The following is a 17,573-nucleotide window of genomic DNA, read 5'->3' as shown; positions in this document are numbered from 1 at the left end:
CGGAGCTTAGCGACGCGGGGTTTACATTGTTACTCGGAAGCAGTGGTGCTCGTCAACTTGGCCTGGCGTTTTCGCATCGACTCTCCTCTCAGATTGATCTTGTAGGTGTTGTGTACCAGCCGATCCAGGATGGCATCCGCCAGGGTCGCATCGCCGATGACGCCATGCCATTCCTCGATGGGTAACTGACTGGTGGCGACGGTGGAGCGGCGTCCATGGCGGTCCTCCAGTACCTCCAGCAGGTCGCGTCGGTTCTCGGCGCTCAGCTTCATCAGGCCCCAGTCATCGAGGATCAGCACATCGACCTTGGCGACGTTGGCCAGCAGCTTCGGGTAGCTGCCATCGCCCTTGGCGATCATCAGTTCCCGCAGCAGGCGCGTCAGGCGGACGTACTGGGCGGTGTAGCCTTCCCGGCAGGCCTTGTGAGCCAGCGCGCAGGCCAGCCAGGTCTTGCCCGCGCCGGTGGGACCGGTGATGAGAACGTTGAGGTGCTCCTTCACCCACTGGCAGGCCGCCAGTGATTGGATCAGTCCCTTGTCCAGGCCCCGCGGATTACGGTAATCGATGTCCTCAAGGGTGGCCTGGTGTCGCAGTTTGGCCCGGCGCAGCCGGTTGCTCATACGCCGGTTCTCTCGCTCGGTGATCTCCCGGTCCACCAGCAAACCGAGGCGCTCCTCGAAGGCCAGCTCATCGATCTCGGGCGAGGTCATCTGGTCCGCCAGCGCTGCCACCATGCCGGTCAGTTTGAGGGTCTGGAGCTTGTCCAGGGTGGGATGCTTCAACATGGTTTGCTCCTTCAGTGGCAGTACGCGGGGCCGCGGATGTTGTCGTGGGTGTCGGGCAGCGAGAGCTCTTGCTGCTCTTCCAGAGGCTGCTCGTCCAGACGGTGCTTGAGGATCGACTCGAGGCTTTTGTAGCGGCAGCTGCCCAGGGTCAGTGCTCGCCGGCAAGCGGCTTCCAGGCGCTCGTCGCCGTAGGTCTTGCCCAGGCGCAGGATGCCCAGGCAAGATCGGTAGGCCTGCTGCGGGTGCTTGCGCGATGCCAGTACGGTACGGATCAGTTTCTCCGTGGCCGGCCCGGTTTTAGCGGCCCATTGCGTCAACCGCTCGGGCGACCACTCCCCGGCTTGGCGGTGCGACTCCGGCATGTGGGCCGGTACCGTGGTGTGGCGCCCCTTCTGGTCGGAGCGGCGGTGACTGGCAATCCGATTGCCCCGGTGGAAGCACTCCACCGTATTGCGGGTGATGCGCACCTCGACCTCACGCTTGATCAGTGCACAAGGCACCGAGTAGTAGTGGCCGTCGATGGCCACGTGGTAATCGATGTGCACCCGGGCCTTCTTCCACTCGGCGTACACGTAGGCTTCGGCGGGCAGCGGCTGCAGTGCCGGCCGATCCAGTTGCTCGAAGTGGTCCCGGCGGCAGCCCGGTAACTTGCAGAAGGGCCGCTGGTTGAGTACCCCGAGTAACTCGCCGATGGCGGCATTGAGTTCGACCAGCGAGAAGCACTGGCGATGCCGCAGCGCCGCCAGGATCCAGCGCTCAACCACCAGTACGCCATTCTCTGCTTTGGTGGCTTTATCACGCGGGCGCCGGACTCTCGCGGGCAGCACCGCCACACCGTAGTGGGAGGCCATGTCCAGGTAGGTGGGGTTGATGTCGGGTTCGTAGCGATGGGCTTTGCTGACGCCGGAGCGCAAGTTGTCCGGCACGACGACCTCCGGTACGCCCCCGAGGAAGCGGAAGGTGCGGACGTGGGAACCAATCCAGTCCGGCAGGCTCTGGCTCCAGGTGGCCTCGGCGTAGGTATAGTTGGAGGCGCCCAGCACGACGACAAAGACCTGTGCTTCGTGCACCTCGCCGGTGGCGCGATCTATGATGGGCACCGTCTGGCCCGCGTAGTCGACGAACAGCTTCTCGCCGGCGCGGTGATCCTGACGCATCACTACATCCAGCTTGCCCTGCCAGCTGCGGTAGTGCTCGCAGAACCAGCTGTACTGGTAGCCATCGGGGTGGGCCTGGCGGTATTCCTGCCAGAGCAGGAACAGGGTGACACTCTTGTGCTTGAGTTCCTTGTGGACCTGATGCCAGTCGGGAATGCCGCGCGACTCGGCGGGCAAGTCCGGTGGTGGCGGGAACAGCAGCCGTTCCAGTCGGGCCTCATCAAGATCGGCCGGTAGCGGCCATTCCAAACCGGCCTCGGTGGCACGGCGCAGATACTCGCTGATGGTGGGGCGGCCAATGCCACAGGCGGTGGCAATCTGGCGGTTGCTCAGGCCCTGGGCCCATTTGAGGCGCAGCACCTCTTTGATTTTACGCATGGATAACCTCTTCGCTGGCATCTGTTCCCCTCCGTGTGGAAAGGTCCAGAGTACCGGTTAGTTATCCCGCGTCGGCACGCTCCGACGGGTGACCTCAGCCTGCCTGCCGGGGTGGCAGGCTTCGTCTGGAATCAGTGGCAGCTTTGCCGTGGAATGGGTGGCAGGCTTGGTCTGGAATACGCAATTCTGCGACGGAGAGGCGTACCTCGCCGAACGCGTTGGACGTAAAACGAACGGGTCTAGTGGCTCGGTTTTATTGCCTGTTAACCACAGATTTGCAGTAAGGTAATGATTACTGTGAAAAAACGCTGGGAGTTAGAGGGAATGAACCCGCAGTTAACCGGAATGGGTGAAATGAGCCCGCTCCCTCTAATAAGCTGTTAAGGAGAACTGAGCTGTGCCTCGACGTCCATACGTTTGTGTAGAACGCGGATTATCTCAATCTCGTGAATCGCGGATTTCCGAAAGAAGATGACATGGCTACCCTGAGGGAATTTCCTATACCCTTTCCGTACGTTATCCAAACGCATTGCGATATCTGGAGCTTCCGCAAGCCGCTCGAAAGCCTCGAACATCTCCGCGAGATAGCTGTCGCGTTGCCCTTCACCCCAGCGCTGGAAAGTCTCCTTGGCAATCCTTCTCAAGTCAGAATCTGCTGCTTCCGAGAGCCTGAATCGCCTCACTCCTGTTTGTCCAAGCTCTCGATAAATTCATGCAGGTTGTACTCTACGAATCCGCTGTTTTCGCCCTCAATTAGCGCCGCTCGCAGCTGGCGGACCCGCGCCTCCTGCTCCTCCAAGAGGCGAAGCCCAGCCCTAACCACTTCGCTGGCACTTCTGTATCGGCCCTCCTCAAGCTGTTCAGCGATAAAGGAATCAAAATGACTTCCAATGGTTACGCTTGTGTTCCGTGGCATCGCAATCACCATGTATTACATATTGGTATATATTGCGGTGTTCCCCTTAACAAGTCAAGGCTGTCGGACGCTCCGCGCCGCAGCTTGAAGCGTTAAGTTTCAAGAAAGAGTTGGGAGGTCAACTTGACTGACGAAACTGAAAACAAAAAAGAGGATGTTGATTTGCACTTAATAGTGACCCAGGGTTTGCATCCAATTTTGACCCACCTGGAACGCCAGATTATGGCGTAGTTTTGGGTTTTCTGCCTTTAGCTTCTTTGTCCTGATTGATCGTTGAGTGCTTCAGTCGGTAGCTCTCATTACCGGTCTCCACTATGTGGCAGTGATGGGTTAAACGATCCAGTAGTGCGGTCGTCATCTTCTCGTCAACGAATACCGCCGACCATTCAGCGAAGCTCAGATTAGTGGTGATTACGATACTGGTGCGCTCATACAGCTTGCTGATTAGATGGAACAACAAGGCGCCGCCTGCTTGGCTTATCGGCAAGTACCCCAGTTCATCGAGTATCACCAGGTCAGTGTGCATCAGGCGGTTTGCAATTCGCCCCTGATGCCCGCCCTGCTTTTCCTGCTCCAGTGCGTTGACCAACTCAATCGTGGATAGGAACCCGACGCGCTGACGATGGTGCTGGATGGCCTGCACGCCGATGGCCGTGGCCAAGTGCGTTTTACCGGTTCCGGGACCACCGACCAAGACAACGTTCTGTGCGTCCTCCAGGAACTGGCAGCGATGTAAGGACTTTAGCAGCGCCTCATCGACAAAGCTCTGACCAAAGTCGAACCCCGTGAGATCGCGGTAGGCTGGGAGCTTCGCGACCTTCATCTGGTAATTAATGGAGCGCACATCGCGTTCTGACGATTCGGCTTTAAGGAGCATCTCCAGCACGGGCACCGCTTGCTGGTACACAGGTGACGACTGCTCAGACAACGCCGTGACGGCATCGGCCATGCCGTGTAGCTTCATCGATTTCAGGGTCTGGATCATGGCTTCAGCTTTCATGGCGCGTCCTCCTCAGCGAGTCGTAACGTGCCGTATCGGCGAGCGGCTCCGTCACCAGTGCCAGAGCGGGTGGTGCTGTAAGGCGTTGAGGGGTCGGCGGTTCTTCCAGTCGACTGAGGCAGTTCAGCACATGCTGCTTAGAGGGCTCGCCCATCTCCAGGGACTGCGCCACAGCGCGCTCCACTTGCTGTTCATCGTGGAGCAACACCAGGGCGAGCACATCGACCATCTCCCGATCACCACCGGGGCGCTTCAGCAGCCGCGTTCGCAGTTGCTTAAAGCTGTCGGGTAGCTCCAGGAACGGTGCGCCATTGCGCAACGCGCCTGGCTTGCGCTGTGCGACACAGAGATAGTGCTGCCATTGATAGATCGTCTGGCCCGGCGTGCTTTTGTCGCGATTGAACACTCTTACATGCTCGGCAACGACGTGCACTTCTGCCACGATGACCAGTCGTTCGGGGTACACGCGTAGACTAATCACGCGGTTAGCAAAGCTGGCAGGCACGCTGTAGCGATTGTGCTCAAAGGTAATGAGGCAGGTCGACGAGACCCGCTTGCTATGTTCGACAAAGCCATCAAATGCACGCGGGACGGACATCATCTGCGATAGCTCGTCCTTAAGACACTCCGCCAGTGATCGGTTCCTGAACTGTGGATGCGCCGTTTCCTCCCACAAACTCCGGCAGCGCTCCTGTAGCCAGACGTTAAGTTCGTGCAGTGATTTGAACGAAGGTGTGTCGTACCAGAGCCCGTGGCGGGCATCCTGTAGGGTCTGCCCCTCTTTTTGGGCACGGCCTTCTCGACTTGCCCTTTCTCCCAGCCCGCGGCGGGATTGCAGAACTCAGGCTCAAACAGATAGTGACTGACCATCGCATAGAAGCGCTTATTCACTTGGCGCTGCTTGCCACGTCCCACCTTGTCCACGGCAGTCTTCATGTTGTCGTAGATGCCGCGCTCAGGAATACCGCCAAACGCGGTAAACGCATGGAAATGGGCATCAAACAGCATCTCGTGCGATTGCGTGAGATAAGCCCGTATGAAGTGGGCCCGGCTGTAGCTCAGTTTGAAGTGGGCAATTTGTAGCTTGGTGCTGACACCGTTGATCTTGACCCAGTCCTCGCTCCAGTCAAACTGGAAGGCTTCGCCAGGGGCAAACTGGAGCGGCACAAACGCCTGTTTCCCCGCAAGCAACTTGGCGTCCTGTTGTGCCTGGCGCCACTGACGAGCGAAGGCGGCAACCCGATCATAGGAACCGGTGTAACCCAACTCCAGAAGATCCCGGTACAGCCGCTTAGCGGTCCGCCGCTGCTTGCGGTGTCGGCGAGACTCGCGAAACAGCCAGTTGGTTAAGGTCTCTTCGTAACTATCCAGCTTGCTCGGTGACTTGCGTGAGGGGTAGCTGGGTTCCAGCTCTTGGCTGGCCAGATATTTGCGCACTGTATTGCGAGAAAGGCCGGTGCGGCGGGCAATCTCCCGGATCGGCATACCTTCACGAAGACGCCAGCGCCTGATAACACTTACTAATGCCACGTTTATCACTCCTGTAACCCCTGCCGATTCCTTGCGCAGGGAAGGGTTGTACGTGGGTCAATATTCGATGCAAATCTGGGGGGCTAGTGGGTCAGTTTTGGCTGCAAATCAACACCAAATCTACGCCAACTCGAATAATCTTCATTATGGGTTCCTCCTCACTGGTGACTGTTGGACAGCACCTTCAGTGTGGCACCTCGATGCCGAAAAGGTGAGGAGGAGTCCATCCCATTGTTAATGATGAAGAGCCATTTTTTCAACCTTGGGAGGCATCTGGTTAAAGCTCAACACTATTGAGACCTTGGGATCAGGACGTTATGCGTCTCGCGCCTTGACATACTTAAAAGGTTATATACTCTTTAAGGTATGTGGTCGATCTTCGAACATAAACGTCTCGACAAGCAACTGGCTAAAGCTCCGTTAGAGGTCCAGAAGCGATACGAAAAGTGGAAAGATCTTGTCGAAATTTCTGGCCCTGCAGGTTTGAAGAGCATTCGCGGTTTTCGAGACGAGGCTCTTCGAGGGGAGTGGAAAGGATATCGGTCTTCGCGATTGAATCAGCAGTATCGTGCGATTTATCGCGTAATGGGAGATAGATTTGAAGTCATAGTTGTTGAGGTAACGCCTCACGACTATAGGGGGAGGTCCTGATGAGCGAAATTCGACGAGCTAAGCGGCGTGTCACCGTTTCTCCTGGTGAATCTGTGCGGATTATCCGCGAACTGCAGGAGCTTAGCCAAAACCAGCTAGCAGAACTCGCGGGGATGCCGCAATCCACTATATCCGCGATCGAACGCGGAAGAGTGAATCTTGGGGTTGAGCGGGCAAAGTCTTTGGCGCGCGTTCTTAAATGTCACCCGGCGGTGCTGGTATTCCCAGGCTGGGACATGAATGCAGAATCCGCCGCATAACAAGGCTAGGCAAGCCGCTTCGCTGGACGTCAAAACGCTGCGCGTTTTGCCGCCCCAAATGTGGGCGTTATGTGTCTTGAGGTCTGGAGAACGAAAACTAGTATGAAAACTTTCCGAGGTTCATGTCACTGCAATGCAGTTCAATTTGAGATCGATACTGACCTACCGGAACTAACAACTTGCGACTGTTCTATATGTATCCGTAAAAATGCGCTCATGGTTAAAGTTCATGAAAGCGCTATGCGCATTTTGTCGGGCAGCGATTGGCTAACCACATATCAATTCCATACACATACAGCCGAACACTACTTTTGCAAAGCTTGTGGTATTTACCCGTTCCATAGGAAGCGTGTTACACCCGATTACTACGGTGTTAATGTGTTCTGCCTAGAAGGCTTTGACCCAGCAGGTGTTCCTGTTCGTGCCACTCTCGGCGCAGGAATGCAGTGATGTGTTGTAAATCACTCCATACATGAATCGAGTGGTGGGAGCGGAGGCGACATATGGCACATGAAGCCCTCGTCAAAATTATCGACAACGGGATCTCCCTTGGTGAAAACGAAGGCCTATGTCGCATCTACGGGAACAACTCCAATGGCAGCAAGAGCGGGTGAATCCATGTGGAGTTTCGACGGCACTGACAACTTAACGGGGCCAGGTCGGTGGGATCTTCCAATCCCAGTCGGTTGATTTGGCGATACTTATTCAATCCAGGCAGGCACCTAGTTAGGACTGAGCATTATCGGAGTCTCAGGGTCAGTGCGTTTAAAGAGTGGAGGAGGGTGGTTGCTTAAGGCAAGAGACCGGCCTCTTCTCAAGTCAGCAATTCAACTTGCCAGTACCGTCTTTTCTGTAGGAGCCATGATTGCTAGACTGCTTACTAGTATAGGGTATATGTCAAGGGTATGAACTTGGAAGAAGAAGCGATCATCAGACGGCTCAACCGCATTGAGGGACAGGTTCGCGGTATTTCTCGCATGATTGAGGGAGAGCGCTACTGCATCGACATCCTGCAGCAAATGCGCGCAATCAAATCGGCCCTGGCGAAGGTCGAAGACGCGGTTCTTAAAGACCACTCAGCGACTTGCGTGGAGAGTGCTATTGCGTCCGGCGACGCGAAAGAGCAGCGGAAAAAATTCAACGAGCTTGTTGAATTGATGGCAAAAGTAAAATCCTGAGCTAAGGGACCATCGTTTTCCTCAGGACCACAGCTTGTTGACCGATACTCCCTATGGGTATAGGCTCGCATACATCATGAGAATGTCAAAGCTATCTACCATCGTTCTTGCCGTCGCGCTGATGTTGTCCAACATCGCATGCGCGTGTGCCTGGAGCGGCGTGGCGAGCGACAATAGCGATTCCAGCCAGACGTCCCATCATCACATGGAAAGCGATGATCCCTCCAGCAGCGTGCTCTGCGCCCACCAAGACTGCGACGGCTGCGATGAGCTACAGGACAGCTGTGCAACGCCCGGATATACGATGGTGTCGACGGAGCGCGATAACCGCTTGGGAACACCTTTTGAAGCTGACACCTATAGCGGTGATCTCGACCTCATTGATACCGTCGTGGGTCTACAGTGGCATGCGCGCATCCTCCAGCGCGTCCCCATTGTCGAAAACGGCTTCGCTGTCTATCGGCTGGACACTCCGGTCAACCGCAAAGATCAACTGACCGAATAGCTCCTTTCCCCTAGGCGGGTTTGTCCCGCGGTTTGTGCGCTTTACGCACATGACGACTAGCCAAAATGGAAAGGACCGGCTGATGATTTCTCAAAAGATGGACGATGCTCACCCCATTGTCGCGAATTTTCCCCTGCGGAGTCCGACCCTGGCGCTCCTTGCTGCGCTGCTTCTGAGCGGTTGCGCGGATACGCCGCCGTCTCGATCGGTCGAACCCCGGGCAGTGCCACCGACCGAAACCCTCTCAGAGCGTCCGATTACGCGCAGCGAGGAAACAGTGGTTAACGCCGCCCGATCTCTGTCGGAGTGGGTGAGCTACGCCCTTGCGAACAACCCGCGTGTCACGGCGGCCATTGCCAACTATGAGGCGGCAAACAATGAGATCGATCAGGCGACGGCGCTTCCCGATCCTCGGTTAAATTTTCGCTACTTCATTGAAGAGGTAGAGACCCGCGTGGGGCCACAAAATTTTGCCGTGGGAATTTCGCAGCCCCTGCCGTGGCTCGGCAAACTGAGTTTGCAAGGCGACATAGCCTCGGAAAAAGCTAATGCCGCTGCGACACGGGTATCGACCATCCAGAATGATGTTATCGCGGAGGTCGCCCATGCGTGGTATGAGCTCTACTACTTCAATCGCGCCCTCGAGATCATGGCAGGTAATCGGGATCTCGTGCAGTATTTGGAGCGCGTCGCCAGAACACGATATCAAACGGGATCAAGCGGCCACGCTGATGTTATCCGCGCCCAGGTGGAACTGGGCAAAATTGAAAATGATCTCGCCAGTCTCACAGATCGCGAAGCGCCGTTGCTTGCGCGACTTAATTCTGCTCTCAATCGTTCGCCGCACGCGCCGGTAAAAATGCCCGAAGAGGCGCCAATCGTTGACGTCTTCTTAGATGACCAATCGATCGTATCCCGTGTCATTGGCAACAATCCGGAACTGCGCGCTCTGTCCTTTGAAGTGGCAGCGGCTACGGCCGCAAGGGAGCGCGCCGATAAAGACTTCTTCCCGGACTTCTCTATCGGCCTCGACTACATTGCCACGGGTGATGCGCGCTCCCCCAATGTACAGGACAGCGGCAAGGATCCCATTGCCGCTGTGTTTTCAATGACCCTTCCCATACACCGCGGAAAGTACAAAGCTGGTGTCCGCAGCGCTGAAGCGCGTATCGCCGCACAGAGGGCACAACGTGATCAGCACATCAATCGATTGGAAGCGGACACCGTGAGTGCGGTTTTTCGTCTGCGCGATGCGCGCCGGCAAATTGATTTGTATCAGACGACCCTATTACCCAAAGCTAATGAATCGCTGGCTGCGACGCAGCGCGCCTATAGCGCGGGATCATCCACCTTTGCCGATCTTATCGACGCACAGCGCATGCTGCTGGTCTTTGAACTCGCTGAAGCGCGCGCCATTGCTGACCACAACCAAGCCCGCACCGCACTAGAGGAGCTCATCGGCGAGTCCCTTGCCCCTGCGCCGGCTAATCAAGGAGTCCCGCAATGACTAATCAAACATCGATGAACACAGTCCTTCGCCGCCCTGCCGTCATTGCCGCAATAGCCGTTGTTTTGCTTATCGCGCTTGCAGCTTTTTGGCCAGATCCGTCTACTAAAACGACGGAAACACAAATCGATGAAGCAGAGGCCGGTGAGTCGATGCCTGGCGACATGCATGCGGGGCACGGGACAATGAATGCCGATGCGCCTGCAGAGCATGAAGGTCATGGCGCGATGGCTATGGATACCCATGCGGGCCATGAAGGCCATGGCGAGATGCAGAGCCCGGCCACGCACGCCGGAAGCAGCCATCCACTTGAGCAACAGTCCGCCGAGGTATGGAGCTGCTCCATGCACCCCCACATTAAACGTGACGGCCCTGGGCAGTGCCCGATGTGTGGCATGGATCTCATCCCGGTGCAGCAAGAGCCGTCCGACATGGATGACCAGGAGCCGCGCCAGCTCACGCTATCCACCGCACAACGCGCGCGCATGCGCATCGCTACCGTACCAGTCGAGCGACGCTATCCCACAGCCGAGATCCGACTCGTTGGCAAGGTCAGCTATGACGAAACCCGACTTGCCTACATCACCGCTTGGGTGCCGGGGCGCATTGATGAACTTTTTGTTGATTACACCGGGGTTACGGTGCGAAAGGGCGATCACATGGTGGGGCTCTACAGCCCTGAGCTGCTCTCCGCGCAAGAAGAGCTGCTGCAAGCCATTCGTGGCATGACGGAGCTCTCAGGAAGCAATGTCGAGTCGTTGCGCCGCTCAGCGGCGGGCACGGTTGAAGCCGCGCGCGACAAACTGCGCCTCTGGGGCCTTAGCAGCGAGCAGATCGCAGAAATCGAGCGTAGCGGCAAGGCATCGGAACAGGTGACAATCTTTTCGCCTGCGAGCGGCGTCGTGATTCATCGCAACGCCCAAGAAGGCATGTATGTTGACACAGGGACACGTATTTTCACTGTGGCCGACCTCGATGCGGTGTGGGTTCAGCTCGATGCCTATGAGTCAGATCTGCAATGGCTTCGCTATGGGCAGACCGTCAATTTCACCACAGAGGCCTATCCAGGCGAGCGCTTTAACGGCGTCGTATCTTTCATAGATCCCGTGCTCAACCCGCAAACGCGGACTGTGAATGTTCGGGTCAATGTCGATAACAAGGACGGTCGCCTCAAGCCAGAAATGTTCGTTCGCGCTGAGGTCTTCGCGCGGTTTGCAAGGCATGGGCAAATCTTCGATGAGAGCCTGGTCGGTAAATGGGTGTCACCGATGCACCCTGAGATCATCAAAGATGAACCAGGGCAGTGCGATATCTGCGGTATGGATCTGGTGCCGGCAGAATCTCTGGGCTATGCAAGCGCAAGCGCGAGCCATGGAGGCGCGCCGTTGGTAATACCGGCGACGGCTGCATTGCTGACGGGAAAACGCGCTGTGGTTTACATCGAACAACGCGGAGCGGAACGTCCCACCTATGTCGGCCGTGAGGTTGTACTGGGACCCAGAGCTGGGGATAGCTACGTCGTTGAAAGCGGCTTATCGGAAGGCGATTTGGTCGTTGTATCCGGCAATTTCAAGATCGATAGCGCGCTTCAGATCCAGGCGAAGCCCAGTATGATGAATCCTGAGGGCGGTGGTAGTGGCGGCGGCCATGACCACGGTAGCCGGTGATCATGATGAGCGACTCCTTCTTAATTATTGATCGGCTGCTGCGGTTCTGTCTTGAAAGAAAGCTGATCGTTGGCCTCCTGTTGATCGGCATTATTGGTTGGGGCATATCCGTTGCTCCATTCTCCTGGGATGTCGGCAACCTGCCGCGTAGCCCCGTACCGGTCGATGCAATCCCGGACATTGGCGAGAACCAGCAAATCGTATTCACCGAATGGATGGGGCGATCGCCGCAAGATGTCGAAGATCAGATCACCTATCCGCTGACGGTTGCTCTGCTGGGAGTTCCTGGCGTCAAAACCGTTCGCAGCTACTCCTTCTTTGGGTTCTCCACGATCTACATCATCTTCCAGGAAGATGTGGAGTTCTACTGGTCGCGGAGCCGGGTGCTCGAAAAACTCAGTTCGCTACCTCAAGGCACGGTGCCGGCGGATGTGCAGCCGACCCTGGGACCTGACGCCACGGCGCTTGGGCAAGTCTATTGGTACACCCTGGAAGGGCTTGATCCCGATGGCAACCCGACGGGCGGTTGGGGCTTGGAAGAGCTGCGATCGATTCAGGATTGGTACGTGCGCTACGCATTGCTCGCCGCCGAAGGGATCAGCGAAGTCGGCTCCATAGGAGGCTACGTTCAGGAGTATCAGATTGATGTGGATCCCGATGCAATGCGCGCGCACGGCATTACTCTGAACGATGTCTTCAAGGCAACGCGAGCCTCTAACCTCGATGTAGGCGCGCGAACAATTGAAGTGAATGGCGCGGAATACGTTATACGCGGCCTCGGTTTTATTGAGGATATCGAAGACGTCAAGTCTATTGCCGTTGGTGTGCGCGATAACGTGCCCATTCGGATGCGCGATGTCGCCAATGTGAGCAAAGGGCCGGCATTAAGGCGCGGCGCGCTCGATAAGGGTGGCGCGGAGGCGGTCGGCGGTGTCGTCGTTGTGCGCTATGGCTTCAACCCTTTAGAAGCCATCCAAAATACGAAAGACAAGATCGCTGAAATTTCGCCAGGTTTACCCGCAAAAGCGATTGTCGATTATCGAGAGACCTCCCGCGATGCTCTGCGCGCGTTTGCCGCGCGGCAAGGCATCAATGCCTTTGTAGGGAGTGAGCTTGATCATGACGCCTGGACGGCGTGGCTACGAGCTACTTCCCGGGACTTGTGGCCCGAGGGCGTCACCCTGTCTCAGGTCTCCGTCGTACCTTTCTACGATCGCACCGGACTGATCCATGAAACCCTGGGCACGCTCAACGATGCACTAGCGCAACAGATATTCATTACGATAATTGTCATTCTTGTCATGATGTTGCATTTGCGCAGCTCCATCCTTATCAGTGCGTTGCTGCCAATAGCCGTATTGATGACCTTCATCGCAATGAAGCTCTTCGGCGTATCGGCCAACATCGTGGCCTTGTCGGGAATCGCGATTGCTATCGGCACCATGGTCGATATGGGTGTGATCATCTGTGAGAATATCTTGCGGCATATGGATGAGAGTGACGCGGAGGAGCCGGCGCTTGAGATCGTATTCCGGGCGACGCGCGAGGTAGCTGGCGCGGTGCTGACCTCCGCGGCCACCACTGTCGTCAGCTTTCTGCCGGTCTTCACCATGACTGGAGCTGAGGGCAAGCTGTTCACGCCTCTTGCCTTCACCAAAACCTTTGCGCTCATTGCTGCGGTGATTGTGGCGCTCGCCATCATCCCGCCGGCAGCACAAATCCTTTTTTCATCGCGGATCGATTCAGCGCGTCTGAAAAGTGTTTTCCATGTCGGTCTGGTTATCGCGGGATTGGCAATTGCTGTGCTGTGGAGCCCCCTTGCAGGGTTACTCCTGGCGGGCTTCGCAATGGCGCAGCTGCTGACTAAGCGTCTACCGCACTGGTTGGGAGCAAACACGCCGGCGTTAGCCAGTCTTCTGGTCGCAGGACTGGTTGCGATTCTATTGGCCGAGGCTTGGATGCCCCTGGGTCTGGGTCGCCATAGCCTGATTAACATCGTCTTTGTGTTCCTGCTCGTCGGCGGTTTGTTATTGGCGTTCATTGCCTATCAGCGTGTCTACCCGCAACTGCTCGCATTCTGTCTCGAGCGCAAAGCGCTGTTCTTGAGTGTGCCTGTGATGATCACGTTGCTTGGGGTCATATCCTGGACGGGCTTCGATAATGCGCTGCGCTTTGCTCCTGAGGCGTTGCGACAAACAGCGGCCTGGCAGGCTGTCGATCGCACGTTTCCAGGACTGGGCAAGGAGTTCATGCCCAACCTGGACGAAGGCTCTTTTCTTTACATGCCCACAATCATGCCGCACGCCTCCATCGGCGAGGCGCAGGATGCGTTGCAGATACTCGATGAAGCCATCGGGTCTATTCCTGAGATCAGCTCGGTCGTCGGTAAGCTTGGCCGCGCGGATACGCCGCTCGATCCCGCGCCTATCTCGATGTTTGAGACAGTCATCAACTATCACCCGGAGTATCGAAGCGATACGAACGGGCGTGCCATGCGCTTTGCCTACGACCGTGACACGGAGACCTTCAAGCGCGATGCGCGCGGGGAGCTCATTGCCGACAAGGACGGTAAGCCGTTTCGGAATTGGCGTGATCACATAACTTCAACCGATGACATATGGCGAGAAATCATCGAAGCCGCTGATCTCCCCGGTGTCACGTCAGCACCAAAGCTCCAGCCGATTGCGGCGCGTATTGTCATGCTCCAAAGCGGCATGCGAGCGCCTATGGGAATAAAGGTTAAGGGTCCGAGTCTGGAGACGATCGAGGATGTTGCACTGCAACTGGAGTCGCTGCTCAAGCAGGTTCCCAGTATCGAGGCGAACACGGTTACCGCGGATCGGTTGGTGGGCAAGCCTTACCTAGAAATCGATCTGGATCGTGCAGCCCTAGCGCGCTATGGGTTGCACATCGAGGATGCTCAACAAGTGATTGAGGTCGCTGTCGGCGGCAAACGCATCACGAGTACAATAGAAGGGCGAGAGCGTTATCCCGTTCGCGTGCGCTACTTCCGCGAGCTGCGTGATACTCCAGAAGGACTGGAAGATATTCTGGTGCCTACACCAACCGGCGCGCAGATCCCCCTCGGGCAGCTTTCAGAAATCCGGTACATCAGGGGTCCACAAGCCATCAAGAGTGAAGACACGTTCCTGGTGGGCTACGTCGTCTTCGACAAGCGCGCCGAAGCGGCTGAAGTCGATGTAGTAGAGGACGCGCAGGCCTTCTTGCGGGCGAAGCTCGACAGTGGAGAGTTTAGTCTACCCGCCGGCGTGAGCTACACCTTTGCCGGTAACTACGAAAACCAGCTCCGCGCGCAGCAAACGCTCTCGGTTGTGCTGCCCATTGCGTTGCTTGTGATCTTTCTGATCCTCTACCTGCAGTTCGCATCGGTAACGACAACGCTGATCGTTTTCAGCGGTATTGCTGTGGCCTGGGCCGGCGGTTTTCTGGTCGTTTGGATGTATGGCACGAGCGGCTTCTTAGATTTCTCCGTGTTGGGGGCCAATCTCCGCGAACTGTTCCAGGTAAGCCCCATCAACATGAGCGTTGCGATATGGGTCGGTTTCTTGGCGTTGTTTGGGATAGCCACCGACAACGGTGTCGTCACAGCTACCTATTTGGATCAGACCCTTGCCAGGACACCGACGCGCGATGTAGCGGAAATCAAAAAACTTGTCGTGAAAGGCGCGACTCGGCGCATTCGGCCGGCACTGATGACGACAGCCACGACGTTGATTGCACTCATCCCAGTGCTGACCTCAGATGGCCGCGGCTCCGACATCATGGTGCCTATGGCCATACCGTCATTTGGGGGCATGTTGGTTGCGGTGATCACCACGCTGCTCGTACCCGTTTTGTATTGCGCAACAAAAGAGTACGCCGCGCGGGCTAAGGCATGACTCTCGTCGGTACTGACAACTTAACGGAGGCAGGTCGAGGGGGTCTACCAATCCCAATCGGCTAACTTGTCGATATCGTTAGACGCGCGAAATTACTGCATTGGACGATTGTGAAGTATTGGCGAACCTTTTATGACAGCGTCTTCGGTGGCCTGATCGCCCTTCATACTCGGTAGGTCCTTGCTGAATGTGACTCTTGCATGCTCAATCTAGCGCTCGTCAGAACATTCCGTTCGAAACTGATGTTTGCTTTCATGCTTTCGATGTTGATTCCATCGTTAGCCGGCGTTTTGGTCTATCGGGATGTCGCGAGACGCTCCCTCCTTACGGAGCAGTTCTACACCGTGCGCGACTTGGGCCTTGTGTTGGGCCAAGCGGCTCAATCAGTCGACCAATTGCTGAGCGACGACTCCGTAAGCAACCAGGACCTGCTAGAAAACATACGGCGCGACCTCCGCGCCTACGCGCAATTGCTGGATCAGCTGCCGCCGATGCTGCGGGAACGCGGTATTCAGGACTTCGGCATTGCCGGTGAGATGCGCGAGGCGCTACTCTTCGATCAATGGCAGTAGCTGCGGCAGCAGCTACTTTGCTTTGTTACGGTTGAGCGATTTGAGCACTAGCAGCCTGTTGAACTTCTGCTAAGCCCTGTACAGCGTCTTGAGTACAGGAAATTCGTCAAGGTATCTGGCCAGATTGTCGCGCTGCGCGGCTTCTTACTTTGCCTAGGCTATCAATCAAAAGCCCAAAAATAGTATCGTGTTTCCGTCGACAAGGCTGTAGATGGAGAGAAGCTAACTATGGATCGCAGACAATTCCTTGCCCTGGCAACTGCGCTCTCTGCCGCAGTGGTTTCCCCCGGGCGTGCCGCAACCGGAATCCGCGTAGTCGTGGCAGGCGCAGGAATAGTGGGAGCGTCCATCGCTTATGAATTAGCCAAGGCTGGGGCCGCGGTAACCGTTATCGATCGCGCCGGCCCGGCGACTCGTGCTTCTCGAGGAACCTTCGCCTGGATCAATGCCACCTGGGCGAAGCAGCCACAGCATTATCATCAGCTGAATCAAAGCAGTGTGATGACCTGGCACAGTCTAGAGAAAGAGCTGAAGATCCCCATCACCTGGGGTGGCTCTCTGGAGTGGTTTGCCGGGGACGAGCGACAAAAACGTCTCGCGGAGCAAATTGCTGAGCAGGTGACCTGGGGTGAGCCCGCACAGATGATCACCGCCGATAAGGTCAGAGAGCTTGAGCCCCAGTTAAGCTTTAACGCTGATGAACGCGCGGCTTACTCCCCGAACGATGGCGCCGTGGATCCCGTGCTTGCAACAGAACTGATGCTCAAGGCTGCCCAGTCCCTTGGGGCAGTTGTCGTTTATCCAAGCGAACTCCAAAACGTGTCTCTTGATAGCGGACGTCTGGTCGCTGTACAGACCTCCACGGGTAGGATCAAAGTCGACCGTCTTGTTCTCGCAACGGGGGCCGAAGAGGCACTCCCGGGGCGCATAGCAGGGATCGAGATTCCCCAGCGTACAACGCCGGGAATTATTGCGATAAGCGAGCCACTGCCGCCCTTACTCAATACCGTGGTGGCGGCACCGGGCGTGCATATGCACCAACGCCTGGATGGCCGCTTCGTTATTGGCGAACAGGAGGGCCCTCCACAAAATCACGGTGAGCGATTAGCAGGACGGCCCAATGACTTCCCTTTACCCGAGCTTGCTATGGAGCATGGCACACGCCTCCTTAACGCCGCGCAGCAATATCTGCCAGCCCTCGATCGCGCAAAGATCGAAAACGTCGTCGTCGGCTGGCGCCCCCTGCCTTTAGATGGCCACCCCGTGCTTGGCGTGAATCCAGATCGCCCCGACGTATACCTTGCGATCATGCACAGCGGCGTGTCACTCGCCCCCCTGGTCGGCCAACTAGTCTCGAAAGAAGTCGTGGACGCTCCGGTGACAGCACAACTAGAGCCCTATCGCCCGACACGGACGTTTGCGCGCGTAACTCGCTACTAGCGCTGTTGGTTCTGACAACTGACTATGCCTAAACCATTGACTGGCAAGCATACTCACTTGCCAGTACCACTCTCTGCGAGCGCTTGAGTGTGAGCGACGCCTAAAGCCTACGATGAAATGGAGTTAGC

15 protein-coding genes and 1 pseudogene are annotated in these 17,573 nt (G+C 56.7%); 10 read left to right on the top strand and 6 right to left on the bottom strand.

Annotated elements, in window-relative coordinates; translation table 11 throughout:
* Nucleotides 1-29: 29 nt before the first annotated feature.
* From istB (ACTG39_RS01870) to istA (ACTG39_RS01845), 6 genes and pseudogenes are all read right to left on the bottom strand, one after another.
* Entirely contained in the window at nucleotides 30-785 is a 756-nt protein-coding gene (gene istB, locus ACTG39_RS01870; protein WP_439105818.1) for an IS21-like element helper ATPase IstB, read from the bottom strand.
* 11 nt (nucleotides 786-796) lie between these two features.
* Nucleotides 797-2,341, bottom strand: a complete 1,545-nt coding sequence (gene istA, locus ACTG39_RS01865) for an IS21 family transposase (RefSeq protein WP_439105817.1) — start codon at nucleotides 2,339-2,341, stop codon at nucleotides 797-799.
* 359 nt (nucleotides 2,342-2,700) lie between these two features.
* Nucleotides 2,701-3,003 carry a type II toxin-antitoxin system RelE/ParE family toxin gene (locus ACTG39_RS01860; RefSeq protein ID WP_439105816.1) on the bottom strand — a complete coding sequence of 101 codons (303 nt, stop codon included), beginning with the start codon at nucleotides 3,001-3,003 and terminating at the stop codon, nucleotides 2,701-2,703.
* The gene (locus tag ACTG39_RS01855; RefSeq protein WP_439105815.1) at nucleotides 3,000-3,236 is read right to left on the bottom strand and encodes a type II toxin-antitoxin system ParD family antitoxin; all 237 of its coding nucleotides are present in this window, start codon (nucleotides 3,234-3,236) and stop codon (nucleotides 3,000-3,002) included. Before ACTG39_RS01855 ends, ACTG39_RS01860 begins: the two co-directional genes overlap by 4 nt.
* Before the next feature lie 220 nt (nucleotides 3,237-3,456).
* Nucleotides 3,457-4,236: an IS21-like element helper ATPase IstB gene (istB, locus tag ACTG39_RS01850; RefSeq protein ID WP_439105814.1), complete on the bottom strand. Its 780-nt coding sequence runs from the start codon at nucleotides 4,234-4,236 to the stop codon at nucleotides 3,457-3,459.
* Nucleotides 4,226-5,766, bottom strand: a pseudogene (gene istA / locus ACTG39_RS01845) (IS21 family transposase). Before istA (ACTG39_RS01845) ends, istB (ACTG39_RS01850) begins: the two are co-directional and overlap by 11 nt.
* A 366-nt stretch (nucleotides 5,767-6,132) precedes the next feature.
* On the opposite strand from istA (ACTG39_RS01845), the gene ACTG39_RS01840 reads away from it, so the two are divergent.
* The 10 genes from ACTG39_RS01840 (at nucleotide 6,133) to ACTG39_RS01795 (ending at nucleotide 17,445) form a co-directional block, all read left to right on the top strand.
* Nucleotides 6,133-6,417, top strand: a complete 285-nt coding sequence (locus ACTG39_RS01840; RefSeq protein ID WP_439105813.1) for a type II toxin-antitoxin system RelE/ParE family toxin — start codon at nucleotides 6,133-6,135, stop codon at nucleotides 6,415-6,417.
* Nucleotides 6,417-6,677: a helix-turn-helix transcriptional regulator gene (locus tag ACTG39_RS01835; protein ID WP_439105812.1), complete on the top strand. Its 261-nt coding sequence runs from the start codon at nucleotides 6,417-6,419 to the stop codon at nucleotides 6,675-6,677. Before ACTG39_RS01840 ends, ACTG39_RS01835 begins: the two co-directional genes overlap by 1 nt.
* Before the next feature lie 69 nt (nucleotides 6,678-6,746).
* Nucleotides 6,747-7,127, top strand: a complete 381-nt coding sequence (locus ACTG39_RS01830) for a GFA family protein (protein ID WP_439105811.1) — start codon at nucleotides 6,747-6,749, stop codon at nucleotides 7,125-7,127.
* Between the two features lie 455 nt (nucleotides 7,128-7,582).
* Entirely contained in the window at nucleotides 7,583-7,855 is a 273-nt protein-coding gene (locus tag ACTG39_RS01825) for a metal-sensitive transcriptional regulator (protein WP_439105810.1), read from the top strand.
* 76 nt (nucleotides 7,856-7,931) lie between these two features.
* Nucleotides 7,932-8,360, top strand: coding sequence for a hypothetical protein (locus ACTG39_RS01820; protein ID WP_439105809.1), 429 nt, complete (start codon nucleotides 7,932-7,934; stop codon nucleotides 8,358-8,360).
* A gap of 82 nt (nucleotides 8,361-8,442) precedes the next feature.
* Complete coding sequence (locus ACTG39_RS01815; protein WP_439105808.1) at nucleotides 8,443-9,867, top strand: TolC family protein; 1,425 nt, start codon at nucleotides 8,443-8,445, stop codon at nucleotides 9,865-9,867.
* A complete protein-coding gene (locus ACTG39_RS01810) occupies nucleotides 9,864-11,534 on the top strand; it encodes an efflux RND transporter periplasmic adaptor subunit (protein ID WP_439105807.1) in 1,671 nt (556 codons plus the stop codon). Before ACTG39_RS01815 ends, ACTG39_RS01810 begins: the two co-directional genes overlap by 4 nt.
* A gap of 2 nt (nucleotides 11,535-11,536) precedes the next feature.
* The gene (locus ACTG39_RS01805) at nucleotides 11,537-15,433 is read left to right on the top strand and encodes an efflux RND transporter permease subunit (RefSeq protein ID WP_439105806.1); all 3,897 of its coding nucleotides are present in this window, start codon (nucleotides 11,537-11,539) and stop codon (nucleotides 15,431-15,433) included.
* 254 nt (nucleotides 15,434-15,687) lie between these two features.
* Complete coding sequence (locus ACTG39_RS01800; protein WP_439105805.1) at nucleotides 15,688-16,005, top strand: hypothetical protein; 318 nt, start codon at nucleotides 15,688-15,690, stop codon at nucleotides 16,003-16,005.
* Nucleotides 16,006-16,233: 228 nt separating this feature from the next.
* Nucleotides 16,234-17,445, top strand: coding sequence for an NAD(P)/FAD-dependent oxidoreductase (locus ACTG39_RS01795; RefSeq protein ID WP_439105804.1), 1,212 nt, complete (start codon nucleotides 16,234-16,236; stop codon nucleotides 17,443-17,445).
* The last annotated feature ends 128 nt before the right edge of the window (nucleotides 17,446-17,573 follow it).

It is taken from the genome of Congregibacter sp., assembly GCF_965662665.1.
In the GTDB taxonomy this organism is placed as follows: Bacteria; Pseudomonadota; Gammaproteobacteria; order Pseudomonadales; family Halieaceae; genus Congregibacter.
The sequence above is the reverse complement of the archived record's forward strand: the minus strand, read 5'-3'. Positions and strand labels throughout refer to the sequence as shown.